Raw genomic sequence first — 24,651 nt, 5'->3', positions numbered from 1 at the left:
GAGGTAAACACTGGTGTTCGGTGTTACCTCCTTTTTCCATGGATGCTCGTGTGATTAATATCACTTCTACATTTACCATAAAGAATTATGATTCAACTAATAAGCGTTGCAGGAAAGGAGACTATTGAGATGCTGATAAACCGGAGCAAGAGGTTTGCTCGCAAGGCAGTCAAAGTTGATCATGCCCAGAACATGGTTATGCAGCATGTCCTGCAGCTGGAGAACGAGTATACGTCGATTGATTCTTGTTCACATAGAAGAATTTCGGAATCTCTGTTCTCGAAGGAATGTATGCCTCATTTTCGTCGCTCCGGGTTAGACGGTTATGCGGTTTGGAGTGAAGATGTCTTATTTGCTACTCCACAGAATCCTGCATGTCTAAGAGTGATTGATGAAGTGCCTGCCGGATACACTTCGAATATACAAGTGGTTCCTGGCACAGCGATTCGTATCATGACGGGCTCGGCCGTTCCGGACGGAGCGGATGCTGTCATCATGTTCGAACAGACAGAGGAGTATCAGGAGGAAGGACAAGTTTCTATCCGTATTAAGCATAAGGTCGCCCATGGACAAAACATTGCCAAGGTCGGGGATGAAATAACGACAGGTCAGCTGTTAATGGGCGCAGGCACCCGAATAGGTCCAGGCCAAATTGCACTGCTTGCCTCCATGGGCTATGAAGAGGTTCCTGTTTTTCGTCGACCTGTCATCGGCGTATTAACGACTGGAAGTGAATTGACCTCTGTGGGGGAGCCGCTTCAACCAGGGAGAATACGTAATAGTAATGCCTACATGCTTGCGTCACAAATTGAACAATACGGCGGGTTGGCTGTCAATGTAGGAACCGCCCCCGATGATATAGCTGAAGTCAACCGAATGATTAATAATGCATTGGAAAAATGTGATATGCTTATTGTTAGCTGAGGGGTCTCAGTTGGAGATTATGACGTAATGGCAGATTTCTTTACTACAACGAGTGAGAACGAAACGACGCTGCTCTTCAATAAAATCGCAATGAGGCCCGGGAGTCCGACTTCAGCAGCTGTCATCAATAATAAGCTCGTATTCGGTCTTTCCGGCAATCCCGGCGCCTGCTTCGTGAGTTTTGAACTGCTTGTACGGCCTGTACTGCTTGCCATGCAAGGAATAGAAAGCCCATGTAAGCATCTTATTCAAGCGATTATAACGAATGATTATGATAAAGGGTGTCCGCACGATCGATATATAAGAGGACGCATGATGTATTCAGATGAACAAGTTAAGGTAAGTGTGTTAGAAAAAAATAACTCGAGTATGCTTATATCCATACAAGATGCTAATTGCATCATCAGGATACCATCGGGTTCTAAAGGAATTGCTGCTGGCCAGCAGGTAGAGGTTATCCCTCTTCCTTACGAATTTACCATATACTGAGAGAGGTGAAACATGGAAAATCTTAATAAGATAGTTCCACCAATGATAGATGCGCTTCAAAGATCGCTTCGCGATTTACGGATATCGGTAACGGATCGCTGTAATTTCCGCTGCCGATATTGTATGCCCGAAGAGGTGTTTGGTCCCAATTATCGGTTTCTTCCACAAGAAAAGCTGCTTAGCCTTCAAGAATTAGAAAGGTTAACACGGATATTTATATCTCTTGGCGTAGAGAAAGTACGGATTACAGGCGGAGAGCCTCTTTTAAACAAAGATATTGGCAAAATCATTTCCCTGGTTCGCCAAATAGCGGGCGTCAAAGATATTGCTGTTACAACCAATGGCTCACTATTGAAACACAAGGCAAAGGAGTTAAGAGACTCTGGATTAGAGCGAATCACCGTGAGCCTGGATAGTTTGGATGATGAGCGATTCGGTGCCATGAACGGGAGAGGATTTTCGGCAAAAGGAGTGCTGGAAGGCATCGATGCCGCGGCTTCGGCAGGATTATCCGTGAAGGTGAATATGGTTGTGCAGAAGGGGGTTAATGACCAGGATATTGTTCCAATGGCCAAATACTTCCGGGAGCGCGGGCACATTTTGAGATTTGTTGAATTTATGGACGTTGGGAATAGTAATGGATGGAATTTGAAACATGTCGTTCCCAGCAAAGAGATTATCGACATCATTCATAGAGAAATGCCTCTGGAACGGGTGGAATCGAATTATATAGGCGAGGTTGCAACACGTTATCGTTATCAGGGTTCTCAAGAAGAGATCGGTTTGATCTCTTCTGTAACTCAGGCGTTCTGCAGTACTTGTACAAGAGCCCGGTTGTCTGCTGAAGGACATTTGTATACATGTTTGTTTGCTTCAGAAAAGACAGACCTGCTAAGTGTGATCAGGGGCGGCGCAAGCGATGAAGATCTAAGATCATTGATTGTTCAAGTATGGGGAAAGCGTCAGGATCGGTATTCCGAAACGAGACTCGCACAGACGACTCCTGCACATAAGGTTGAAATGTCTCATATTGGCGGCTAGTGTGATGCATCGCACAGCGAGAATCTGCTCTTGAAGCTATACTAAAGATAGATAGCGAACGAAACGATTACCTTGGGAGGGACTCTGTATGGTGATTCATTCCACAAGCTATAATTCTGGGATTGCTTCTTCAAACCCGGATGTGCTTGCCTTTGCTACCGATCGATTACGGGTAGAGCATGAAGAATTGAGAGAAAAACTCAGGACGATTGAAACGAATGCCAAGGAAGTCATTCTATTGGATGATCAAGTGAAGGGAATGGAGCTTGTCCAAAATCTCAGGATCCAGACTGCTCAATTTGTGGAGGAGCTGAAACGACATTCTGAATGGGAGGAGCAGGAATTGTTTCCGTTCCTGTTAACTTATTTTCATCGTCAATCAACGCCCTCTATCATGCCTTCTTTTTGGGTATTGGAAAAAGATCACCAACTTGGCTTGTCATTTATCCAATCCTTTCAAGAAGCTATTATTGAGGTAACACCTCTCGTCGTGAAGAAGCGATTAGCGGAGGCGGCATCTAATCTCGTGCAGGCATGTTTAATATTAAACGACCATTTTACCATGGAAGAACAACTTATTTTTCCTTTAACTGAGAAAGTGTTGACAGATTTGGAATCCTTTTTCTCATAGGAGATGAGCCAAATGAAACTGATTTTACATGGAAAAGATTTAACTGTGACTCCTTCTTTACAGGAATATGTGGAACGCAAATTAGGACGACTGGAATCCTGGTTTGAAGAGGCTTGTGATATGCACGTCACGCTATCCGTTCAAGGACATAAACCAATTCATGTTGTAGAAGTAACGATCACCTGCAAAGGGGTTGTGCTTCGCGCAGAAGAAAAACGAGAGGATATGTACGCATCGATTGATGTCGTTGCCGATAAATTAGAAAGACAAACACGGAAGTTAAAGGACAAGATCAAGCATAGAATGCGCCATCAAAGCGGGTTAAAAGAGCGGGCATTTGGAAGCGAGGCGTCTGCAAGCAGGGAAAACGATTCCCTATTTGAAATAGCTCGTGTTAAAACCGTTCCGAATAAACCGGAAGATATTGAGGAAGCTATTCTTAAAATGATGCTGCTGGACCATAACTTCCACTTGTTTTTTAACAGAGATTCGAACAAAACTGAACTTGTTTATCGCCGAAACGATGGCACAATTGGTCTAATTACAACTGCATGACAGAAGGAGGTATGGGTGATTCGCCCATGCCTCTTTTTTTTGATAGCCATACATCTGAAATCCTCTTTGGGACCCGTTTTCGCGGTTCATTAAGTGAGTAAGGCAACTGAAGTTGCTTATTTGTCTTAATAGCCCCTGTTGTGATGTCATAAGCAAGCTAAGGTTGTTTATTGTTTGCTAATGCCCTCTAGAATGTAACGTTTAATGATAATAAGCGTGTTCTGTGGTCTTATCTCACGAGGTGCCCTGATATTAGAAAGGATAAGCAATATTAGTTTGCTTATTCAATTCTGGATAAACCGCTATCTATGGCTTCTCTTTCATTTTGAGGATGTCTCAGATTATACACAAAAGAACCTCCAATTCCACTGAAAAAGTGAAAGATGGAGGTTCTTTTACACTTGGAATCTGATTCTCAGTGGGGCTCAAAAATCAAAAATTGACTTTTGGGACTGCCCCATTCTTTGTTTTGTAGAGAGTGTTTAAATGCTGTGTTTTCGGGATATCCATCGCTCCCAAAAAGATAGATCCGGTTCGATAAGTGGCCGACTGAACCGGCGTACCCATTCTTGTAACAGCAGCCAGGTAATTGCCACCGCAAGCAGTAGGACGAGAGTCAATTGTGTAAAAGTGTGTATATACGAGAATAGTCCCATCGAAATCGCAGTTTTCGTAATAAACGCATGCAGCAAGAACACGTATACCGTATATTTGCCCCATTCTGTTAGGATGGACTGCTTGCGAGGAACGAAGCTTAAGAAGCAAAAGGAAGCTATAATTTCCAACGCATACACGCCTAAACGATATGTTCCCGTATGCCAATGAAAGGCCCCAAGCTCCTTATAAGTAAAGCTGCTATATAACCATTTTGGATCAAGTGAGGTCGAGTTAAGAAAGACCAGGACACCCAGAAGGCCAATTACACTTAGCCACTTGTTCATGCGAACGAACTGTTTAGGAATCATATCGAGGTGGAAATAATATCCGGCCAAGAAGAAAGGAAAGAAGACGAACGTTCTGGAAAAGCTGAGCAGCGTTCCAGTGAAAGGTGCGTATCCGACGAGTACTCCTAGAATGACAGAGATCACAAGGGGATGCTGCATTTTTGTAAAGAGCAGAAGGAGCAATCGCCAACAAAAATGGCTGAATAAAAACCACAATAACGAATACGGAATGAAAAAAGAATAACGGACACCAGGCGCATGGAAGGCCAGCGAATCGAGCAGAGAATAGAGGCTTTGGAAGATCAGATAATGATAAAAAATCATCTGCAGACTTTTGATTCCTGGGACATCCAAACGGAAACTTTTAGAGAAATATCCGGTCACCATGACAAACATGGGAATATGAAAGGTGTAAATACCCAGATATAAGGAATGGAAAGCTGCACTTTGTTGAATCAGCGGCTCTATACAATTAGCGATGACCACAAACAAAATGAGCAGAAACTTAGCGTTTAACATAAACGTATTCGAAGCCGCATTGTCTTCTCTACCCACGACGATTACCTCCATTACGCAATCAATTCCTTTTCTTCTAATGTAAACCTAGCTTCAATTTGCCGCAGTGATTAAAGTCACGAAACAGAAACCAACGTTGTGATTCTCCTCACAGAGAAAGCTGAAATAAAGGTATACAATGTGATTACAGCATTAAAAGGAGGAATCATGTATGGTTATTGATCTTGGGATGCCGTTAGATGACGCTCAGAGTCTTCAACAGATTCTGGAGCGATTAAAGAACGAACATGGCGAGTTAAAGAAAGAGCTTGACCATGTTCAGGATATGACAAGTCATATGGTCGGCATACTTGGCTCGGAAGAGTCAAGGCGTTTACTTCAAGAGATTCGTAAACAAATGGAAACCTTCATGCAGCAGTTGGAGGCTCACGAGCACTGGGAGGAAGATGAAGTTTTACCCCTCCTTGCCGGGTATGCGAATCAGGGGATGGAGCCAACTTTTTTGACCTCAACTTGGGTTCTGGAAGAGGATCATAAACAAGCGGAACGATTTGTTCGCTCATTTCTTGAATATGCGGAGCAATGCAAAGGTGCCGATAGCATAAGGCTGAAAAAGGCGATTTCGCTGCTTAGTGTGGCCTGCTCTGTATTATCGGAGCATCTGCTGTCCGAGGAAGAGATGTTTTTCCCGGTTGCGAACCAAATGCTTAAAAATATTCATGCAAAGGCTTAGATACAGAGGATGCCTGCACAACGTTTCAGCTCACCTACTTGAAGCTGGAGGAATTGGAAGCGGATAGGATATGTTCAATCACATCCATTTGGAGAACAATATTTTGTTTAATCGTCCATGTTTCACACGGTAAGACTGCGGCATTCCCTTAGATCTAAGTAGATCTGAAGGAAGGCCGTTTTTTTGTCCAACTCGTGACATCCGAAAGAATGTGTTTGAGATCAAGTGGGTTCAGAGTGATTTTTCTCACAGTGCAGAAGGGCCGATTCATGATTAGATATAAATATGAGATTCACAAGTGAAGGGGCAATGATAAATATGGATCGAGCGTTCGCGTCAAAATTCGCCAAATGTGTCTTCTTAGTTGTTAGTGGGTTATTCATTCTTATGGGAGTTGGTTCGAGGTTTTTTACACATATTGACTTGGCTTTATATGGGTATATGGTAGGAACGGTCGTTTTCATTTGCGGATTCTTTTATCGCTTTATTGCTTGGGGAGAACGCCCGCCTACGAAAATTATTTTGAAAAAAGGCATAAGGCTGTTATTTCGAAAAAGCACACCTCAGACAACCACTGAGCATCTACTCACGTACCGCTTTATCTGGAATCGCGGGTGGTATCGCTGGACACAGCACGTTCTTCTTGGTTGGGGATGTATCTTATCCGCCTTCGTTACTTTTCCGCTGGTGTTCGGCTGGATGTACTTCACAATGGCGGAGAACGGAACATACACGGTTGTTGGATTCGGGATCGACCTCATGAATATAAAGGCGGATGGACTTCTCGGATTTTTATTTTACAATGCGTTGAATATTACGGCCTTCATGGTGATTGGCGGAGTATGCATGGCCTTATATCGCAGGCTTAAAAATATGCAGGCTCGTGCGGAACAAACATTTATCTATGATTTTCTTCCGCTATATATGCTGTTATTGGTCAGCTTGACAGGATTGCTGCTTACCTTTTGCAATATATTCCTTCACGGCTATGGACATTCGGTTGTCACATTAGTCCACCAATGGTCCGTTATTGTGACACTGATTTATATACCTTTTGGAAAACTGGCTCACATACCGTTTCGTCCTATGAGTGTGTTTGCGCGGAACTACAGAGAACATTACGCAGAGCAAGAGATGAAAAGCTGTAAGGTTTGTGGAACGGGCTTTGTATCTGTCGAGCAATCCAATGATGTCATCGCTGTGCTTAAAGTGAATGAGATTGAATTCAAAACAGAGGAAGGCTTCCACTTGGCCGAGCTTTGCCTGCCATGCCGCCGGAAATACAGAATGTCTCGATTTACAGGAATACCGACCCATCAGATTCGTGTAAAGGAGAGCAACCAACATGCAAAAGGATAAATTCTTTAAAGTCATCGCGAATAAGACCCACCTGAACGAAAAATTGGTTAAAACACATTGCTCTTACTGTGGCATGCAGTGTGGGATGAATTTGCGGGTGGATACTTCTTCAAATAAAATTATCGGCGTCGAGCCGCGATATGATTGGCCTGTGACATTAGGGAAGATGTGTCCCAAAGGTGTGACGGCCTATCAGCAAACGAATCACGATGATCGCCTACTGCGTCCGTTAATCCGTGACGATGCATCGCTCAAAGGAACGAAGGAAGGCTTCCGTGAAGCCAGTTGGGAAGAGGCCTACGCATTGATCGTTCAAAGATTTCAAGAGATGCAAGGCAATTACGGCAAGGACTCGCTTTCTGTATTCAGCGGTGTATCGATGACGAATGAGAAATGTTATCTGACAGGGAAGTTCGCCCGAGTCGCGCTGCAGACTCGTTACATTGATTACAATGGCCGATTCTGTATGTCAAGCGCAGCGGCTGGTTTCCTTCGCAGCTTTGGCGTCGACAGAGGATCCACATTACCGTGGACCGATTTGCATGAGACGGATTGCTTGTTCATCGCCGGCAGCAATACAGCCGAGTGTCACCCTACTTCGATGTTTCGGATATGGGAAGTGCAGAACCGCGGCGGTTATTTGATTGTAGCAGATCCCCGGGAAACGCCTATCGCCAGGCGGGCAGATGTTCATCTCGATTTACGTCCAGGTACGGACTTGGCGCTTGCCAATTGCATGATCAATTTACTGATTCAAAATGGTCACGTTGATACTGAATTTGTCGCCAATCACACCAACGGCTTTGATGAAATGAAAGAGGTTGTGAAGGAATTCACACCTGAATATACGAGCGAAATCACGGGAGTTTCTCCTGAGAAATTGATTCGGGCCGCTGAGATTTATGGTAAAGCTCCTAATGCCATCGTTATGTTCGCTCGCGGCATTGAACAACAAATTAAAGGATCTGATAACGTATCCGCCTACACGAATATGTGCTTGGTGACTGGGAAGATCGGCCGTCCAAAGTCAGGTGTAGCCACCTTTACCGGGCAAGGAAATGGTCAAGGCGGAAGAGAGCACGGACAAAAAGCCGATGCCCTTCCAGGGTACCGCAAAATAACAAATCCGAAGCATGTAGAAGAAGTGTGCAGCGTGTGGGGAATTAAACCTGAAGAAATGCCACAGCCCGGTGTATCGGCTTATGAAATGTTTGAGCTAATGCAAGACAAGACAATTCGTGGCTTGTACCTTCTTTGTTCAAATCCAGCTGTTTCTGCGCCAAACCTAAACTTCGTCCGCTCATCTTTAAAAAATCTGGACTTCATGGTCTGCTCAGATATGTACTTATCCGAATCTGCCGAGTTTGCCGATGTTGTACTGCCATCCGTAACCTGGTCAGAAGATGAAGGTACAGTGACGAATCTAGAAGGACGGATCATCAAGATTAATAAAGCGCAAGAGCCTGTTGGCGAATCGAAACCTGACTGGCTGATTCAAGTAGAGCTCGCGGAGCGACTAGGCAGAGGGCAGTATTTCGGCCATTTAAAGACAGCCAGGGATGTAGCGGACGAATTCCGGCTTGCCTCCAAAGGCGGGTATGCGGACTATTACGGAGCCACTTGGGAGAAGATCGACAAACAGGACGGTGTATTCTGGCCTTGCCGCGATGAAGCAGATCCGGGTACGCCGCATATGTTCCTTGATCACAAGTTCTACCATGCGGACGGCAGAGCGAAGCTATGCGCGCTCCCTTACAGACCGTCTGCCGAGGAGCCTTGCGAACAATATCCGCTTCGTCTTACGACAGGCCGAGTTGTCTATCATTACTTATCCGGAAATCAAACAAGAAGAATTCCTTTCCTGCGTGACATGTGTCCGGAGCCTTACGTCGAAGTACATCCGGAAACAGCGGAGCGATATAACATCACACATGACGAAGTCATCAGGTTGTATACACGTCGCGGGGAAGCCTTCTATAAAGTGAAAATCATAGAAGCGATTCGTAAAGATACCGTCTTCGTTCCTTATCATTTCGGCCACGAGCAGTCGATTAATCTGCTTACGATAGCGGCGCTGGACCCCATGTCCAAAATGCCGGAGTTTAAGACTTGCGCAGCCCAGATCGCAAAGCAACCTGAGAGGATGAACATCCGATGAAACAACATTTATACATTGAAATGGATAATTGCATCGGCTGTCGAAGCTGTTTGGCTGCTTGTACACAATGCGGAGGCCACGATGAACGAAATCGCAATTATGTATACGACGTTAATCCGCTTGTAACCCGCCAAACGATTCCTTTGATGTGTCTTCATTGTGTGAATCCAGCCTGCGCGAGAAGCTGTCCGGCCCAAGCCATTCAGATCACCGAAGAAGGTGCCGTGCTTTCAGCATTAGTTGAGAAATGTATCGGCTGTCAAAATTGTACCATTGCATGCCCTTATGGTATCCCTAAATTCGATGAAGAGCAGAATCTGATGTATAAATGTGATCTTTGCTACGATCGTACCAAAGAGGGCATCCCTCCCATGTGTGCATCCGTTTGCCCGACGAATACACTTCAATGGGTGACAGAGGAAGAACTAGCAGCGAAGAAAGCGAAGATTAAGCTGGGAAAATGGACGGCAAGTCATCAACCTTTCGATCCGCTAGAGGGTGAAACGAATGTGAAGATCAGCCTACCAGGCATTCTGCAAGGGAAACAAAAATTGTTCTAATCTACTTGTGATGGGGTGAGCCTGTATGGAACAGGACAACAAGCAAGGCAATAATCATAGTCCTTTTAAAGAAGATAATTATACCCACAATATAAGAAAAAATGATGAAAGAAAATTGGATCGCCGCGGTTTTATGAAGACGCTGGTTGGGGCTGCCGGAGTGTTCGCTGTATCGACTCTGCCGTGGGGGGCGCTCGCGGCAAAAGAATTGACGGGACTAACGAAAAAATCCTATCCCCAGCTGAAAATCACGGACATCAGCTCGCTTGCGGTTGGAGATGCGGTTGAGTTCGCTTATCCGGGTGAACACGATTCGGCTCTACTAATTCGACTTGGCGAGAACGAGTACAAGGCTTATCAAAATGCGTGTACGCACCTCAAATGTCCCGTGTTTTGGAGCAAAGAGAAGGATGAGATGGTGTGTCCTTGCCACCACGGTATTTTCGATGCCAGAACCGGATCGCCCACAGCAGGGCCACCAAAGAGACCTTTGCCAGAGGTTCTCTTGAAGAAGGAACAAGGCGCGATTTATGCGACGGGAGTGAAACGATATGAAGCGTAGCTACGTCGGCGTTATTTTGTTATGTATAGTCTTATTTCTTAACATCGTTTGTACACAAAAGGCAGTGAATGCTTACTATTTCGATCATTACCGTACAGTTATTGTTTATGCTGTGTTGAACGGTTTGTTATTCCCTGTTGCAGCTTGGATCTATCGTCGGGAGCGTGATGTCAAATGAATATCAAAAAAGTACAATTGCCTCTTCAAACCGTCAGTCTTGTCCTAGGTTTCATGGTATGGGTAATCCTATCTTCGTTAATGCCATTTATTAAAGAGACGATTAAGTTAACCCCCTCGCAACTCACGTGGGTAACCGCTATTCCTATCTTGTTCGGTTCCGTGATGCGTGTACCTGTAGGGTATTGGACGAATCGATATGGGGCAAGAAAGCTATTTGCTATCAGTTTTATTCTATTGCTTGCGCCTGTTTACTGGGTTAGTCAAGCTAATTCCTTCGAGGATCTGATTATTGGGGGATTTTTCCTGGGGATTGGTGGCGCTGTGTTCTCCGTGGGAGTGACCTCTTTGCCTAAATATTATCCCAAAGAACGACATGGTTTCGTTAATGGGATCTACGGGATCGGTAATCTCGGAACAGCACTTTCCACCTTTGGAGCACCCGTCATAGCGAATCAAATAGGTTGGTCCAAAACCGTTATGCTTTACAGCATTTTGCTCATTGTTATGGCGGTTTTGAACTTTTTTGCCGGGGATCGCAAAGAGCCTCCTGTACAAACATCCCTTGTCGAGCAAATTAAAGGCGTTTCCGGGAATTCCAAGCTATGGTTCTTATGCTTATTCTACTTTCTTACTTTCGGTTCTTTTGTTGCTTTCACGGTTTATTTACCAAACTTTATGGTCACCAACTTTCATCTGTCCAAAGTAGATGCGGGGATGCGTACGGGTGGCTTTATCGTGCTGGCGACAGCTATGAGGCCTATTGGGGGCTACTTAGGGGATAAATTTAACCCTTTCAAAATTCTTATGTTTGTTTTTGCAGGCTTGACGGTTTCTGGTATCCTACTCTCTTTTGCACCATCGATGACTTGGTACACAGTAGGTTGCTTAACCATTGCACTGTGCGCCGGAACGGGCAATGGTACCATCTTTAAATTGGTTCCTATGTATTTCACCAAGCAAGCTGGTATTGCGAATGGTATTATTTCAGCGATGGGTGGTTTAGGTGGATTTTTTCCGCCGCTGCTGCTTACCTTCCTATTCAAGCTGACAGGTCATTATGCGATTGGATTCATGGCCTTATCACAGGTGGCTTTGGCCAGCTTGATTCTCATTGTTTGGATGTTTTATCAGGAGAAATTAGGTCTATCAGCTAAGATTATTGAAAATACGGTAGAAGGCATCATGGTGACCGATACAAAGGGAACGATTCGTTCCGTAAATGCTGCCTTTACAGAGCTGACAGGCTATGAAGCCAATGAAGTAATGGGTTTGACGCCTAGTGTATTGAAATCAGGGAAACAGGATCGTGCTTTTTACGATACCATGTGGGATAAAATTCGCGGTCAGGGCTTCTGGCAAGGTGAGATTTGGAATCGTAAGAAGAATGGCGATGTGTATCTGGAATGGCTCACGATAAGCGCAGTCAAGAATGATGCCGGGGATGTCGTCTATTATTCGGGAATGTTTAGCGATATTACCAAACAAAGAGGCTTTAAGTAGGAGGGAAGATGAACCATGCCGAGTGAGTTTACTTTGGATTTATGCTTTATTCGTGAACATACAGAGTCTCCCTTTTATACGATAATCGAAAGACAATTGAATGAACTTTTCGCTGGAAAAGGAACTTGGTATATGGATTTGAGAGAAGAAGAGGGGCTTGATATCGCTGTTGCCGAAGTCAAAGGGATGGCGATTTGGGAAAGTGAAGATGAGGTTCTTCGCTATATCGAAGATTCCGCCCAGTCCGATTTGACTTCTGAATACGATTGCTGGAATCATCTTCATGGGTATCAGGTGAAGGTCTCGCCAAAAGCAGATGCAGGCTGCTGCCGCTTAAAGAAGGAGGTACATGTATGAAATGGGAAGAAAAATTATCACGTTGGCTTGGCTCACAGATTGAAGTGCACATTGAGGATCAGGCAGGACTCGACCCTGTGGCATCTCCACAAAAAATGAAACTTGAGAAGATACGCATTTCCGAAGGCCAAGATTATATGCAAATGTATATGAATGAACATCAATTTCTGGCCATACCCTTAAGGGGAGAAGAACATACTAGCTTAATAAGTTCAGAGCATGGTACGATTCTCAGATCAGCTGACATTGCGGCGCAATTGGTTTATAAAGTCCATTTCGGTTTTTAGAAGGTAAGGACACAGAAAAAAATGAGGTAGCAAGGTTCTTGCTTCCTCATTTTTTTGTTCTTCCTTAGATTTACCTAAAGCCTTTCCAATATAGCTGGGTACCATTCTTTTTCTATTCGATCCATGTGATTTTCAATAGGTTGAATAGTCAACCTTAAGCATCGGCTTAACTCCTTGGCTTCTTTTTTGTTTGGCAATGGGGTCATACGTAGAGTCTTTTGATAGAACATTCTTAACACGGTAAGAAGATACTCAACTTCTGACTCGCACGATTCGTTCGTTTCTATATTCATTTTAGCAAAAGGAACAGACGTAAGTAAAAGCATATCCCCCTCTTTTTTTTCAAGGAGAGAAAGTTCATCCAATAATCCTCTGACTTCTTCAACCATTTTTTTGATGAAATTTATCCGCGTTACCGAAGTTATTTCGGATTCTATGTTACTTGCAAGTCCATTGATAATCTTTAATTTTTGATCGATATCTGAGTGAAGTTTATGTAATAACCGAAACTGATTATCCATCATCCAGTGCCAATGCATGTAATTGGCTATTTCATTACTAGCGGAAGTATGTGAATAGTACCCCATGTTTTGAACCTCCTATGTAGAGTTTTACACAAAGTGTATTCCTTTTAATAAAACAAGGCAGTGAGATTGATCACAGAAAACAAATTTGATAGGTAGTACATTATAAGCAGCCTTTATTATGAAGAATAGGAGTTGATGATGAATGATTACTTGCGAACAATGCGGTACGACGAATGGGTTTAGGAAGTCAGGAAACAGTTGGGTCTGTGAAGATTGTAAAATAGGTGAGGTTAAAACGACCCTGATGAACAGTGGGGGCAAAGTTACTATTGTTAGAGAGAAGATAACAGGCCATGAATTTGAAGGTGAGCCAATATCAAAAATCGAGCAGTGACCATAAAAAGTCATTGACAACTCAAAGAATTCGACCATATAATAAAAGAAAACGGTTACGTAAACGTTTTCTTGAGAGAAGAGGGTCGAATGTTATGCGATCGGGAATTAAGCAGGTAGCCGAGCAAGCGGGCGTTTCGATAGCATCAGTGTCACATGTTATTAATAACACCCGTTATGTGTCGGATGAAGTTAAGCGCAAAGTTTATGAAGCGATGGAAGAACTCGACTACCGCCCAAATTCAGCAGCCAGGAGCTTGCGCAGCCAGAAGTCTAATACAATTGGCCTCATCGTGCCAGTTCTCCCATCAGATACCTCTAATTTCTTCTTTATGATGGTAGCACAAGGTATTCAGTATACATTGAAGCAGCATGGCTATCATTTGCTGCTGAGCAACAATACAACAGAACAAATTGAAGATGAGAAAGAACAGATTAAATTGTTTAATTCGAAGTTAATTGACGGCTTATTTATTGCATCAATCGCTGAAGATGTCAGTTATTTAAACGATATCGTGCGTTCTCATTATCCTGTTGTATTCATCGATCGCAAGCCGACGGGTTATAACGGGGATTGTGTGTTAGCCGACGGAATTGGAGGCGCTTACGAAGCAGTAAAAACGCTCATCCTGAAAGGTCATCGCCGAATTGGGCTGTTAACCGGAGAACTCGGTATTACAACGAGTAATGAGCGCTTTGATGGGTACAAAAAAGCATTAGCAGATCACGATATTCCATTTGATTCATCCATTGTGAGGATGGCGGAATCTAACTTTGGAAGCGGCTACGAGAGCGTCAAAGCGCTGCTTGCCGAGCAGGATATTACAGCGTTGTTCATTGCTAATAACGTATTGACAATGGGCGCCATGAAATACATACAAGAACGACGGATTCAAATTCCAGCCGAGCTGGCTATTATTGGTTTTGACGATTATGATTGGACACAAATTACGTGTCCGCCTTTGTCGGTCATCCGGCAGCCTTCTTACGAGATTGGTGTGAAAGCAGCAGAGATTATGTTAGAACGGATCGAGAAGCCAAGCACAATAAGCGAAGAATACAGACTGCCAACCTCGTTAATTCTGCGAGATTCCTGTTAAAAAGCTGTTCCAGCTTTTTTTTGAACATCAGAAAAACGTTTACGTAAACGATTTCCCGAAAAAGAAAGGGGCTGCATCACAACTAATGAACAAATTCAGGGAGCCACTTAAACAGATCAGAACCAACTATGAGTTATATCTTCTCATTTTGCCCACAGTGATCTATTTTATCATTTTTAAATATTGGCCTATGTATGGGGTTCAAATCGCATTTAAGGATTTTATCGCTTCCAAAGGTTTCTGGGGTAGTCCTTGGGTAGGTATGGAGCATTTTCAGCGGTTCTTCGATTCTTTCAACTTCTGGACCGTCATTCAGAATACGTTAGGACTTAGTGTTTTCTCTTTAGTGGTTTCATTTCCTGTGCCGATTCTCATCGCGTTGATGCTCAATCAGCTGCTCCATGAAAGGTACAAACGATTTATCCAGACTGTCATTTATGCTCCGTATTTCATCTCAACAGTCGTCCTCGTTGGTATGTTATATGTGTTCTTATCGCCGGGCAGTGGACTAATCAATCACATCGTTCAACTTTTTGGAGGCGAGCCGATCTACTTTTTATCGAAGGCTGAATGGTTCAAAAGCCTCTATGTGTTCTCCGGTGTATGGCAAGAAACCGGCTTCGCCTCGGTTATCTATCTAGCGGCGTTAGCCGGTATCGATCCGCATCTTCACGAGGCGGCGGTTGTGGATGGAGCTACGAAATGGCATCGGATCTGGCATATCGATATTCCTGGCATTCAACCGACGATTCTCATTTTGTTCATATTGGCTATTGGGAATCTCATGAATGTTGGCTTTGAAAAAGCTTTTCTCATGCAAAATGACCTGAACGCCAGTTCGTCTGAGATTATCGCTACGTACGTGTACAAAATCGGTTTGCAGCGAGCAGAATACAGCTTCTCTGCAGCAGTAGGTTTATTCAATTCCTTGATCAATTTCGTTCTACTGCTATCCGTTAATCGCATCGTCAAAAAAATAAATGGCAGTGGCCTATTTTAAAAGAGAGGAGGCATTCGCCCAATGATTACAGCTAAGAGTACCGCTGATAAATGGTTCGATGCTTTAAACATCCTTGTGTTGAGTGGCTTTGCATTGTTGATTCTATATCCACTTTATTTCGTCGTTATTGCTTCCATCAGCGAACCAGATCAAATCTATGCCGGAAATGTGTGGCTATGGCCCGAAGGGTTTACACTCGAAGGTTATAGAAGAATTTTATCAGATCCTCAGATCTGGTCTGGTTATGGAAATTCGTTCCTGTACGCAGCTGCAAGTGCCCTAATCAGTGTTTCCTTAACGATCGGAGCGGCCTATCCGCTTTCCCGTAAGGATTTTTATGGACGCAATATGTTCATGCTGTTCTTTGTATTTACGATGTTTTTCTCCGGCGGCTTAATTCCAACATACTTATTGGTCAAAAATCTGGGCATGGTGAATACGATTTGGTCCGTTATCCTGCCATCAGCAGTCGATGCTTTTGGGATTATTATTGCCCGGACATTCTTCCAATCAACGATACCCGATGAGCTCCGGGAGGCGGCTTTCATTGATGGCTGCAGAAACACGCGCTTTCTATGGAGTGTTGTAATTCCATTATCCAAACCCATTATTGCGGTTCTTGTGCTGTTTGCGGTTGTTCGCCAGTGGAACGGATTCTTCGATGCGTTAATTTATTTGGAGAATGAAAAGCTGTATCCGCTGCAGCTGGTCCTCCGTAATATTTTGATCCAGAGCCAGCCTATCGGCGACATGGTATCGGATATTGACTCTCTTTTAGCGAAACAAAGGGTCTCTGAGTTGATCAAATATGGGGTCATCCTCATTGCAGCGGCACCACTTCTCATTTTATATCCATTTTTACAGCGTTATTTCGTTAAAGGTGTTCTGATTGGATCTGTAAAAGGTTAGAAAACGGAAGGTAAATATGAAGGGTGGTGGTTGTGGTCTTAGGGTGATACCAAGAATTGCATCCATGGATCAGACATGAGCGTAATGGGTTACATACAAAGAGGAGGGTATCGACAAATGAAAAAAGGACTAACGACATTAACTATGGTAACGATGAGCTTAAGTTTGGTATTGGCAGCATGCAGTGACAAAGCACCGGCAGCGAAAGATGCCGCATCTGCATCCCCGCAAAGTAGCGAGAAAGCAGCCTCCAAAAGCTTCAACGAAAGCGGTTACCCGATTGTAAAGGATAAAGTTACGCTGAAAATGGTATCGCCCAAAGCGCCGCTTGCACCTAATTATGGCGAAATGGAAATATTCAAACGTCTAGAAGAACAGACAAACGTACATGTTGATTGGGATAATGTCCCAGAGGCGAACTATAACGATAAGAAGAACATACTGCTTGCTAGCTCTAACCTACCGGATGTCTTCTATGGTGCTCGTTTCACAGATAACGATTTGGTGAAATACAGCAAAGACGGTACGATCATCCCTCTGAATGACCTCATCGACAAGTATATGCCTAACGTGAAGAAACTGTTTGAAAAAAGACCGGAGCTGAAAGCGTTCGTTACCGCGCCTGACGGGAAAATTTATTCGCTTCCTGTGGCGGAAGAGCTGGGTAAAGGGCAAGCCGGTATTGGCTCGAATCCGGATTTTCTCTTCTTGAACAAAGCATGGCTGGATAAGTTGAGTTTGAAGATGCCTACAACCATTGAAGAGCTGCATAACGTGCTTACCGCTTTTAAAACGAAAGACCCTAATGGTAACGGCAAGGCCGATGAAGTACCGATGTCCTTCATGAATACCTTCTGGACCGGCGATATCGGTTACTTGTTCGGAGCTTTCGGCGTCCCAGACAAAACCTATCAGCCTGGTGATAACTCGTTTATCGAACACTTGAATGTGAAAGATGGCAAGGTGAATTACGCCGCAATCGATCCGAAATATAAAGATGCAGTTTCCTATTTCCACAAATGGGTCGAAGAGGGCCTCATTGATAAGGATTCATTTACCTTCAATAACAATCCGGCACCTTACTTTGCAAAAGGAAAAACGAAGGATGTTACGCTAGGTTCCTACCTCTGGTGGGAAGAGACGGAAATCGTTGGACCGGATCGCGCCAAGGATTATGCACTTGTTCCGCCTTTCAAGGACATGGTCGTGAAATACAACAATGGCTCTCCTTGGAGTCGTGGGGGTCCTGTCATTACGAAAGTGAACAAAAATCCGGAAATCACAGCCAGATGGTTAGATTTGCAATATGAGCCAAAGATGGCCGCTCAGCTTCATTGGGGACCGATTGGCGTCGTATTCGATGAAAAAGACGGCAAACTGGTGCAGAAACCGCTTGATGCAGGCGTCGCAGCAGGCGAATTCCGTCAAAAAGTAGCGCCGAACATGACAGGTGTCATCTTGGCGGAAGATTTCCAAAACCTCGTCGCTCCTGAGCCTCGCGCTTTGGAAAGAATGAATCGGATCAAGGATACTTTTGTACCGCAAATGGAAAAAGAGAACTACCCGAGTATTTTCTTTACGCCGGAAGAGCTGGATAAAATCAGCAAAATCAAACCCGATATTGCCAAGCTGACCAATGAAAAACGCTCCAAATGGTTGATGGAAGGCGGCGTTGAGAAGGAATGGGATACGTATTTAACCACACTGAAGAAAATGGGATTAGATGACTTATTGAAAATCTATCAGGATGCATTGGACCGCTACAATAAAGCGGCCAAGTAATGGAAAGCAGGAGGTATCGAGCATGGAACCTATTGCCTATTGGTCCTTCGATGAGGGGCAGGGGCGCATAGCGCATGATCCGTATTCGGGTAATGGGGATTCTATTCAATATGCCCTTACGAAAGGTCGTTTTCAGCCGCCGCAAGATCCGGTTTGGCGTAAAGGGATTCGTGGATGTGCGCTGTTGTTTGATGGTTATTCTACATGGCTGCAGCGCCCAGCAGACCAATGCCCTAGCTTGTCGGGAGCATTAACGATTACCGCTTGGATTGCTCCCCGCAGCTATGACTTCGGAGATGAACGGCGACTCGCCGCCATCGTCAATCAACATGACAGAGAACGCTGCGAGGGTTATGTATTTGGATTATCCCGTCATGGGTCTTGGTCACTCCAGCTTGCGTTAGAAGAAGAGTGGGTGGAGGTTTGGTGCTATGATCATCCGCTCCCTAAGGGAGCGTGGTCCTTCGTCTGCGCAACTTTCGAATCGGTAACTGGACGGCTGAAGTTATATGTAAACGGTTGTGAGGTAGCGGTTAAGCAGCATTCGCAGAAGGATACTTTGATTACTCCTACTAAGGAAGATTTGATAATCGGGCGCAATAACAAGGGTGTTATTTTAGCAGAAGCCTTCACGATGAATATGTTCGACGGTTTGATGGATGAACTTTGTCTATATGATCTCGCGATGTCTGAGGAGGACATTGCGAGAACTTACCGGGATTATTTAACCGAACACGGCGGAGCTGCACCCGCTATTCCTTACGAAGACCTAGCCATATCTAGAGCTAACTTTGTTCAGGATCGGCATCGTCCGGTGTATCATTTAACTTCACCGGGGCACTGGATGAACGAACCGCATGCGCCGATTTATTTCAATGGACAGTATCATTTGTTCTACCAATTCAACCCAAACGGCCCATTTTGGCATTACATCCATTGGGGACATTGGGTGAGTGAAGATTTAGTTCATTGGCGCGATCTTCCAGCGGCTTTGGCGCCCGAACCCGGCCTTGATCCGGATGGAATCTGGTCAGGAAGTGCAGCTTATGATGAACACGGTTATCCGGCTTTATTTTATACAATAGGGAATTACGCATGTTCTCCAAATCAATCGGTGGGTCTGGCTCGAACCACTTATCTCCGGGATGGAGACTTAGATTTGAAGACTTGGATGAAGCATCCCGAGCCAATCGTAGTTCAGGAGCCTGATGTTGGATACTTTGGTGAATTCCGTGATCCCTATGTCTGGAAAGAAAATGAAGAATGGATCATGCTAGTTGGCACGGGGATAGAGGGACAAGGCGGAACCGCGATGGTTTACCGCTCTGTGAACTTGATCGACTGGACGTGCGAAGGCCCGCTGTATGTGAGTAATTATGAGGAATATCCATTCCTTGGCGTTGTTTGGGAACTGCCAGTACTCCTGCCGTTAAAGCGCAATGGTGAGGAAACAGGCAAACATATTTTGCTGATTAGCCCATGGGGGCCTGAGGCTAAAGTAGAAGTGAATTATTGGATCGGGACATGGGATGTTGCTCGTTACCGTTTCACTCCGGATCATGAAGAGCCGGGACTCATTGATGTAGGTGATTTCCATTTCACAGGTCCGAGCGGCATGATTGATCCCTTAACAGGAAGATCGCTTCTATTTTCGATTGCACAAGGTGAGCGTACACCTGAAATCGATTACGACTGCGGGTGGTCGCACGGTGCTGGCATGCCGATCAGTTTGACTCTAAGGGAGGATGGGCTGCTCGGGATCGAACCCATTGAGGAGATGTGTCAACTCCGGGGGATGGAGCTTCTGAACGTACTGGATCTTAGTTTGAAGGAAGCGAATGCGAGCTTGCAGCACATACGGAGTGATACGTTTGAGATTGAGCTAACATTTGGTTCAGGGGCAGAGCACCAATATGGAATCTCATTAAGACGATCACCAGATGGAGAAGAGGAGACCGTTCTCTTCTATGATCAGGATCGTGAGCTGCTGGGCGTGAATCGAAATAAATCAACGCTAGATACGCGTGAACGAACGATTGGCATTCAAGAGGGGCTGCTTGAGCTTCACGGTGAACCGCTGCAATTGCGGGTGTTCGTAGATCGTTCATTGATCGAGGTCTACGCCAACGGTCTAAAAAGCTTAACGACACGAGCCTACCCATCTAGACTGGACGCGCTAGGGTTACTTTTACACGGGGATCGAGACATTCGAATCACGTCCATGCGAATATGGGAGATAAAACCGGCATTTCAGGTGTCGGTGTAGAGAAAAAGCGGATGAACAATATCGGGAGGTAGAGAGAGCGATGTATGATATCGTAGCATTAGGTGAAGTGTTAATCGACTTCACACCAGCTGGAAACTCAGAGTTAGGTTATGCTTTATTTGAACGCAATCCTGGGGGCGCGCCAGCCAATGTGCTGGCTGCCTTAGCCAAGTGGGGCAAGCGGACTGGCTTTATCAGCAAGGTTGGATCAGATATTCACGGACATTATCTAGTGGATACGTTGAGAAAGTGCGGCATTGATACGCAGGGCGTAGTGATGAGCAGCGAAGCAAATACGACGCTGGCGTTTGTTCAATTGGATGCGAGTGGTGACCGCTCCTTTAGCTTTTATCGTAAACCAGGAGCCGACACCTTGCTTACGGAAAATGAGGTGCTCCTCGATATGATCGCCCGGTCGAAGATATTTCACTTTGGCTCGTTGTCCATGACGAATGAGCCATCGGCTTCCGCGACAAGGAAAGCACTCCTGTTCGCCAAAGAAAATGGCTGCACGATATCGTTCGATCCCAATTTGCGAGTTCCACTTTGGGACGATTTGGAGCATGCTAAACGTATGATGGAATATGGCTTGGCGCATGCTGACATCGTGAAAATATCCGAAGAAGAACTCATATTCCTAACGGGCGCTACGGATCTTGAAGAGGGATCACGCATGCTGTATGAAGCCTTTGGCCCTTCCGTCATATTAATTACGCTGGCCGAAAAAGGTGCTTTTTACCGTTTCGGTCAAGTAACGGGGAGCGTTAGTGGTTATGCAGTAGATGCCATAGACGCTACAGGTGCAGGGGATGCGTTCTTCGGAGGTTTCCTTAACAGTTGGATGGATTCTGATACTAATCAAGCCATTCACACCATGAGTGAAACTGAAATTCGAAGTATGATCAGCTTCGCCAATGCAGCAGGTGCCTTAGCAACAACCCGAAGAGGAGCCATACCGGCGATGCCGAGCCTAGAAGAGATACGAAAGGTGACGAAGCATCATGATAACAGCTAACAATCAAACAAAATTCCGGCCGCAGCTTCATTTCACACCGAAAGATCAGTGGATGAATGATCCGAATGGGATGGTATTTTATGAAGGGGAGTATCATCTTTTCTATCAATACCACCCCGAAAGTACGGTTTGGGGACCTATGCATTGGGGTCACGCTGTCAGTCAGGATCTGGTTCACTGGGAGCATCTTCCCATAGCGCTTGCGCCTGATGAACACGGTGCTATTTTTTCAGGAAGCGTAGTGGTAGATAAACACGATACGAGCGGCTTTTTTGGTGGTAAGTCAGGTCTAGTTGCTATTTTCACACATCATGATACGAAACCGGATACTGATCTAACTAGGCAAAGACAAAGTCTTGCTTACAGCATGGATCGTGGGCGAACCTGGACAAAATACGCAAACAACCCTGTGCTTATAGAAGAAGCACTGCCTGATTTCCGTGATCCCAAAGTATTTTGGTTCAATCCTCAGCAAAGCTGGGTGATGGTCATTGCTGCGGGCGACGCCATTCGATTTTACAAATCACCGAATTTGAAAGATTGGACCCATTCTGGTGAATTTGGGTATGGACAAGGCTCTCATGACGGCGTTTGGGAATGTCCAGATTTATTCGAATTGCCTGTAGATGGCGATACCATCAACAGGAGATGGGTGCTTATTGTTAGCATTGGGGAAGATGCCAACTATCGGGAAGGATCACGCACGCAGTATTTCATTGGTTCTTTCAATGGGGATACTTTTGTTCCAGAGGATTCCCCGGCTCCACTTCTTTGGTTGGATCACGGGAGAGATAACTACGCGGGCGTCACGTGGTCAGACGTACCTGAACAGCAGGGAAGGCGTCTATTTATCGGGTGGATGAACAATTGGAAATATGCCAATGTGATTCCAACCTCCAATTGGAGAGGAGCGATGACGCTTCCTAGAGAGCTTACACTTACGGCGGAAATGGAGGGAGTCCGGCTCCTACAGAAACCAATTCGTGAGCTCCAGGCTCAAAGGCGGAGTGAACAGAATTGGGCAGCTTTTGAGCTGAACAATTCAGAATTAACGGTAACGAATGGCGATTTGCTTGAAATCATCGCTGAATTTGAGTTTCACGATGATTTAGAATTTGGTTTGAAGCTGAGAGCCTCCGAAACAGAGGAAACAATCGTTGGTTATAACACTCATGAGCAACTGCTGTTTATTGATCGCAGTCGTTCAGGAGCTATCGATTTTCATAGTGATTTTGCTTGCAAGCACAGCGCTTTATTGAAAGCGGAGAATGGGAACATTAAGCTGCATATTTTCGTGGACCGATCGTCCATCGAAGCTTTTGCGAATGACGGAAAACTCGTCATGACGGATCAGATTTTCCCATCATGTTCGTCAACAGGCATAAAACTGTATGCGAAAGATGGGAGCGTTAAGGTAAAATCCTTATCGATTCATACGCTTAATTCTATAATTGATTGAGGCTATTCTTATATATTAAGAGAGCTAGTTCTTCGAACGACCGAAGAACTAGCTCTCTTATTTATTTCTATTCGAATGCTAGACGAACACTGACTTTGTATTTATGAATGATGCTATAATAAGACTAGCAAAAATATGATAAGAACAGGAGCTAGTAATCATGTTACATATCGGCATTATCGGTACAGGTGGCTTCAGTAAGATGCACGCAAAAATTTTATCTGAGATGGAAGACGTGCAAATCCAAGCGGTATGCGGGACGAGTAAGGCAAAGGCAGAGGAGTTCGCCTCGGCATACAGCATTCCCTCCAGCTATGAGAGTGTTAGTGAGATGTTGGATGCCGAGCACTTGAATGCTGTATATATTCTAGTACCGCCAATGTCACATGGGGAATTTGAATTGCAGCTTATTGAAAGAGGCATTCCTTTTTTTGTGGAAAAGCCACTTGGTGTAGATACCGAGCAGCCCTATCAGATTTTAACCGAATTACGCAAGAACCCCTTAATTACGTCCGTAGGCTATCATTTTCGTTATACAGATACAGTAAGTCAGATGAAACAATTGTTGAGTGGGCAAAATGTTGGCATGATTACAGGCAATTGGATGGGCAGTATGCCTCAGGTTGCATGGTGGAGAGATCAAGATAGGTCAGGCGGACAATTCATTGAACAAAGCACACATCTGGTCGATATTCTGCGTTACTGTGTAGGAGAGATTGACGAAGTCTATGCTTTGTATGGCAATCAAGTGATGCACAAGCATTTTGATGGTGTAACGGCAGCTGATGTGGGTACGGTTACTTTAAAATTTCGCAGCGGTGTCATAGCTAATATTTCTAATACGTGCGTGCTGCCAAATGGTTTGGGCAAGGTGGGTATTACCTGCTATACGCAGGAGGGCATGCTGGAGTGGGATACGGAACGATTGAAATTGATCGAAGCCCATGCTACCTCTGAAATTAAAAAAATGGTTAATCCCTATCTCGTAGAAAATGAAGCCTTCATCCATGCGCTGAAAACAGGGGATACCGTGCGTATTCTTTCGGATTATGAGGATGCGTTTAAGACACAACAGGTGACTGTTGCTGCGCTCAAATCAGCGGAATCGGGATTGCCCGTTCGCATGGTATAAGGTAAGAAGCATACTTAACAGTGAGAAAATCATTGTTGTGTATGCTTTTTTTTGATGAAAGCCATAGTTGATTTGGTTAATACGGAATATATATTCCGTTTTGTTGACGGTCAAACATGACGTATGATATTATCAAGATGTAATCCGGAATGTTGATTTCTTTTGTATATAATTATCATTCATGGAGGAGTATACCAATGTTAATCTAGTAAAGAATATAAATAAGGATTAGGACTCTTATGATAATAATCATAATTATTGTTATATTTCTG

The 24,651-nt window shown here is 44.5% G+C and carries 23 protein-coding genes and 1 pseudogene; 22 read left to right on the top strand and 2 right to left on the bottom strand.

What is annotated here, in order from left to right; genetic code table 11:
- Positions 1-87 precede the first annotated feature (87 nt).
- The 5 genes and pseudogenes from AC58UU_RS05675 to hpf all read left to right on the top strand — a co-directional run.
- Positions 88-1,122: pseudogene (locus AC58UU_RS05675) on the top strand (molybdopterin molybdotransferase MoeA); the annotation flags it as partial.
- 15 nt (positions 1,123-1,137) lie between these two features.
- Complete coding sequence (locus AC58UU_RS05670) at positions 1,138-1,413, top strand: hypothetical protein (protein ID WP_497314014.1); 276 nt, start codon at positions 1,138-1,140, stop codon at positions 1,411-1,413.
- Positions 1,414-1,425: 12 nt separating this feature from the next.
- Positions 1,426-2,454 (top strand): GTP 3',8-cyclase MoaA, encoded by a 1,029-nt coding sequence (gene moaA / locus AC58UU_RS05665; RefSeq protein ID WP_497313773.1) that lies wholly within the window; start codon positions 1,426-1,428, stop codon positions 2,452-2,454.
- A gap of 88 nt (positions 2,455-2,542) precedes the next feature.
- Positions 2,543-3,085 carry a hemerythrin domain-containing protein gene (locus AC58UU_RS05660; protein ID WP_497313771.1) on the top strand — a complete coding sequence of 181 codons (543 nt, stop codon included), beginning with the start codon at positions 2,543-2,545 and terminating at the stop codon, positions 3,083-3,085.
- Positions 3,086-3,097: 12 nt separating this feature from the next.
- The gene (hpf, locus tag AC58UU_RS05655; protein WP_497313769.1) at positions 3,098-3,640 is read left to right on the top strand and encodes a ribosome hibernation-promoting factor, HPF/YfiA family; all 543 of its coding nucleotides are present in this window, start codon (positions 3,098-3,100) and stop codon (positions 3,638-3,640) included.
- A 482-nt stretch (positions 3,641-4,122) separates the two neighbouring features.
- Here the strand turns inward: hpf and AC58UU_RS05650 are convergent, their stop codons facing one another.
- A complete protein-coding gene (locus tag AC58UU_RS05650) occupies positions 4,123-5,139 on the bottom strand; it encodes an acyltransferase family protein (protein ID WP_497313767.1) in 1,017 nt (338 codons plus the stop codon).
- Between the two features lie 172 nt (positions 5,140-5,311).
- On the opposite strand from AC58UU_RS05650, the gene AC58UU_RS05645 reads away from it, so the two are divergent.
- The 9 genes from AC58UU_RS05645 to AC58UU_RS05605 all read left to right on the top strand — a co-directional run bounded on the left by AC58UU_RS05645 (position 5,312) and on the right by AC58UU_RS05605 (position 12,796).
- Complete coding sequence (locus tag AC58UU_RS05645; protein ID WP_497313765.1) at positions 5,312-5,833, top strand: hemerythrin domain-containing protein; 522 nt, start codon at positions 5,312-5,314, stop codon at positions 5,831-5,833.
- Positions 5,834-6,151: 318 nt separating this feature from the next.
- Positions 6,152-7,192 carry a hypothetical protein gene (locus AC58UU_RS05640; RefSeq protein ID WP_497313763.1) on the top strand — a complete coding sequence of 347 codons (1,041 nt, stop codon included), beginning with the start codon at positions 6,152-6,154 and terminating at the stop codon, positions 7,190-7,192.
- Positions 7,179-9,350 (top strand): molybdopterin oxidoreductase family protein, encoded by a 2,172-nt coding sequence (locus AC58UU_RS05635; RefSeq protein ID WP_497313761.1) that lies wholly within the window; start codon positions 7,179-7,181, stop codon positions 9,348-9,350. The genes AC58UU_RS05640 and AC58UU_RS05635 overlap by 14 nt, the downstream gene beginning before the upstream one ends.
- Positions 9,347-9,910, top strand: a complete 564-nt coding sequence (locus tag AC58UU_RS05630; RefSeq protein WP_497313759.1) for a 4Fe-4S dicluster domain-containing protein — start codon at positions 9,347-9,349, stop codon at positions 9,908-9,910. The genes AC58UU_RS05635 and AC58UU_RS05630 overlap by 4 nt, the downstream gene beginning before the upstream one ends.
- 25 nt (positions 9,911-9,935) lie before the next feature.
- Entirely contained in the window at positions 9,936-10,472 is a 537-nt protein-coding gene (locus tag AC58UU_RS05625; protein ID WP_497313758.1) for a Rieske 2Fe-2S domain-containing protein, read from the top strand.
- The gene (locus AC58UU_RS05620; protein WP_497313756.1) at positions 10,462-10,650 is read left to right on the top strand and encodes a hypothetical protein; all 189 of its coding nucleotides are present in this window, start codon (positions 10,462-10,464) and stop codon (positions 10,648-10,650) included. The genes AC58UU_RS05625 and AC58UU_RS05620 overlap by 11 nt, the downstream gene beginning before the upstream one ends.
- On the top strand, positions 10,647-12,152 hold the full coding sequence (locus AC58UU_RS05615) for an MFS transporter (protein WP_497313754.1): 1,506 nt from the start codon (positions 10,647-10,649) through the stop codon (positions 12,150-12,152). Before AC58UU_RS05620 ends, AC58UU_RS05615 begins: the two co-directional genes overlap by 4 nt.
- Before the next feature lie 15 nt (positions 12,153-12,167).
- Positions 12,168-12,509, top strand: a complete 342-nt coding sequence (locus AC58UU_RS05610) for a hypothetical protein (protein WP_497313753.1) — start codon at positions 12,168-12,170, stop codon at positions 12,507-12,509.
- Positions 12,506-12,796, top strand: coding sequence for a hypothetical protein (locus AC58UU_RS05605; RefSeq protein WP_497313751.1), 291 nt, complete (start codon positions 12,506-12,508; stop codon positions 12,794-12,796). The genes AC58UU_RS05610 and AC58UU_RS05605 overlap by 4 nt, the downstream gene beginning before the upstream one ends.
- Positions 12,797-12,870: 74 nt before the next feature.
- On the opposite strand, the gene AC58UU_RS05600 is transcribed toward AC58UU_RS05605, so the two are convergent.
- The gene (locus AC58UU_RS05600; protein WP_497313749.1) at positions 12,871-13,383 is read right to left on the bottom strand and encodes a hypothetical protein; all 513 of its coding nucleotides are present in this window, start codon (positions 13,381-13,383) and stop codon (positions 12,871-12,873) included.
- Between the two features lie 428 nt (positions 13,384-13,811).
- Here AC58UU_RS05600 and AC58UU_RS05595 point away from each other — a divergent pair, with 428 nt between their 5' ends.
- The 8 genes from AC58UU_RS05595 (at position 13,812) to AC58UU_RS05560 (ending at position 24,379) form a co-directional block, all read left to right on the top strand.
- The gene (locus AC58UU_RS05595; RefSeq protein ID WP_497313747.1) at positions 13,812-14,816 is read left to right on the top strand and encodes a LacI family DNA-binding transcriptional regulator; all 1,005 of its coding nucleotides are present in this window, start codon (positions 13,812-13,814) and stop codon (positions 14,814-14,816) included.
- Positions 14,817-14,901: 85 nt separating this feature from the next.
- Positions 14,902-15,816, top strand: a complete 915-nt coding sequence (locus tag AC58UU_RS05590; RefSeq protein WP_497313745.1) for an ABC transporter permease — start codon at positions 14,902-14,904, stop codon at positions 15,814-15,816.
- 12 nt (positions 15,817-15,828) lie between these two features.
- On the top strand, positions 15,829-16,725 hold the full coding sequence (locus AC58UU_RS05585; protein WP_497314012.1) for a carbohydrate ABC transporter permease: 897 nt from the start codon (positions 15,829-15,831) through the stop codon (positions 16,723-16,725).
- Positions 16,726-16,842: 117 nt separating this feature from the next.
- Positions 16,843-18,507, top strand: a complete 1,665-nt coding sequence (locus tag AC58UU_RS05580) for a type 2 periplasmic-binding domain-containing protein (RefSeq protein WP_497313744.1) — start codon at positions 16,843-16,845, stop codon at positions 18,505-18,507.
- Between the two features lie 22 nt (positions 18,508-18,529).
- Complete coding sequence (locus AC58UU_RS05575; protein WP_497313742.1) at positions 18,530-20,773, top strand: GH32 C-terminal domain-containing protein; 2,244 nt, start codon at positions 18,530-18,532, stop codon at positions 20,771-20,773.
- A gap of 40 nt (positions 20,774-20,813) precedes the next feature.
- Complete coding sequence (locus AC58UU_RS05570) at positions 20,814-21,788, top strand: carbohydrate kinase family protein (protein WP_497313740.1); 975 nt, start codon at positions 20,814-20,816, stop codon at positions 21,786-21,788.
- Positions 21,775-23,247 carry a glycoside hydrolase family 32 protein gene (locus AC58UU_RS05565; protein WP_497313739.1) on the top strand — a complete coding sequence of 491 codons (1,473 nt, stop codon included), beginning with the start codon at positions 21,775-21,777 and terminating at the stop codon, positions 23,245-23,247. The genes AC58UU_RS05570 and AC58UU_RS05565 overlap by 14 nt, the downstream gene beginning before the upstream one ends.
- A 160-nt stretch (positions 23,248-23,407) precedes the next feature.
- A complete protein-coding gene (locus AC58UU_RS05560; RefSeq protein WP_497313737.1) occupies positions 23,408-24,379 on the top strand; it encodes a Gfo/Idh/MocA family protein in 972 nt (323 codons plus the stop codon).
- The last annotated feature ends 272 nt before the right edge of the window (positions 24,380-24,651 follow it).

The organism is Paenibacillus sp. JT22N1, from assembly GCF_059692155.1.
Note: the sequence above shows the minus strand (reverse complement) of the source record. Positions and strands in the feature narration are given on the sequence as shown.

Excerpts from the sequence above, each read along its gene's own strand:
- AC58UU_RS05670 (WP_497314014.1), top strand. The coding sequence starts at position 1,138 with ATGCAAGGAATAGAAAGCCCATGTAAGCATCTTATTCAAGCGATTATA.
- moaA (WP_497313773.1), top strand. The coding sequence starts at position 1,426 with ATGGAAAATCTTAATAAGATAGTTCCACCAATGATAGATGCGCTTCAA.
- AC58UU_RS05660 (WP_497313771.1), top strand. The coding sequence starts at position 2,543 with ATGGTGATTCATTCCACAAGCTATAATTCTGGGATTGCTTCTTCAAAC.
- hpf (WP_497313769.1), top strand. The coding sequence starts at position 3,098 with ATGAAACTGATTTTACATGGAAAAGATTTAACTGTGACTCCTTCTTTA.
- AC58UU_RS05645 (WP_497313765.1), top strand. The coding sequence starts at position 5,312 with ATGGTTATTGATCTTGGGATGCCGTTAGATGACGCTCAGAGTCTTCAA.
- AC58UU_RS05640 (WP_497313763.1), top strand. The coding sequence starts at position 6,152 with ATGGATCGAGCGTTCGCGTCAAAATTCGCCAAATGTGTCTTCTTAGTT.
- AC58UU_RS05635 (WP_497313761.1), top strand. The coding sequence starts at position 7,179 with ATGCAAAAGGATAAATTCTTTAAAGTCATCGCGAATAAGACCCACCTG.
- AC58UU_RS05630 (WP_497313759.1), top strand. The coding sequence starts at position 9,347 with ATGAAACAACATTTATACATTGAAATGGATAATTGCATCGGCTGTCGA.
- AC58UU_RS05625 (WP_497313758.1), top strand. The coding sequence starts at position 9,936 with ATGGAACAGGACAACAAGCAAGGCAATAATCATAGTCCTTTTAAAGAA.
- AC58UU_RS05620 (WP_497313756.1), top strand. The coding sequence starts at position 10,462 with ATGAAGCGTAGCTACGTCGGCGTTATTTTGTTATGTATAGTCTTATTT.
- AC58UU_RS05615 (WP_497313754.1), top strand. The coding sequence starts at position 10,647 with ATGAATATCAAAAAAGTACAATTGCCTCTTCAAACCGTCAGTCTTGTC.
- AC58UU_RS05610 (WP_497313753.1), top strand. The coding sequence starts at position 12,168 with ATGCCGAGTGAGTTTACTTTGGATTTATGCTTTATTCGTGAACATACA.
- AC58UU_RS05605 (WP_497313751.1), top strand. The coding sequence starts at position 12,506 with ATGAAATGGGAAGAAAAATTATCACGTTGGCTTGGCTCACAGATTGAA.
- AC58UU_RS05600 (WP_497313749.1), bottom strand. The coding sequence starts at position 13,383 with ATGGGGTACTATTCACATACTTCCGCTAGTAATGAAATAGCCAATTAC.
- AC58UU_RS05595 (WP_497313747.1), top strand. The coding sequence starts at position 13,812 with ATGCGATCGGGAATTAAGCAGGTAGCCGAGCAAGCGGGCGTTTCGATA.
- AC58UU_RS05590 (WP_497313745.1), top strand. The coding sequence starts at position 14,902 with ATGAACAAATTCAGGGAGCCACTTAAACAGATCAGAACCAACTATGAG.
- AC58UU_RS05580 (WP_497313744.1), top strand. The coding sequence starts at position 16,843 with ATGAAAAAAGGACTAACGACATTAACTATGGTAACGATGAGCTTAAGT.
- AC58UU_RS05575 (WP_497313742.1), top strand. The coding sequence starts at position 18,530 with ATGGAACCTATTGCCTATTGGTCCTTCGATGAGGGGCAGGGGCGCATA.
- AC58UU_RS05570 (WP_497313740.1), top strand. The coding sequence starts at position 20,814 with ATGTATGATATCGTAGCATTAGGTGAAGTGTTAATCGACTTCACACCA.
- AC58UU_RS05565 (WP_497313739.1), top strand. The coding sequence starts at position 21,775 with ATGATAACAGCTAACAATCAAACAAAATTCCGGCCGCAGCTTCATTTC.
- AC58UU_RS05560 (WP_497313737.1), top strand. The coding sequence starts at position 23,408 with ATGTTACATATCGGCATTATCGGTACAGGTGGCTTCAGTAAGATGCAC.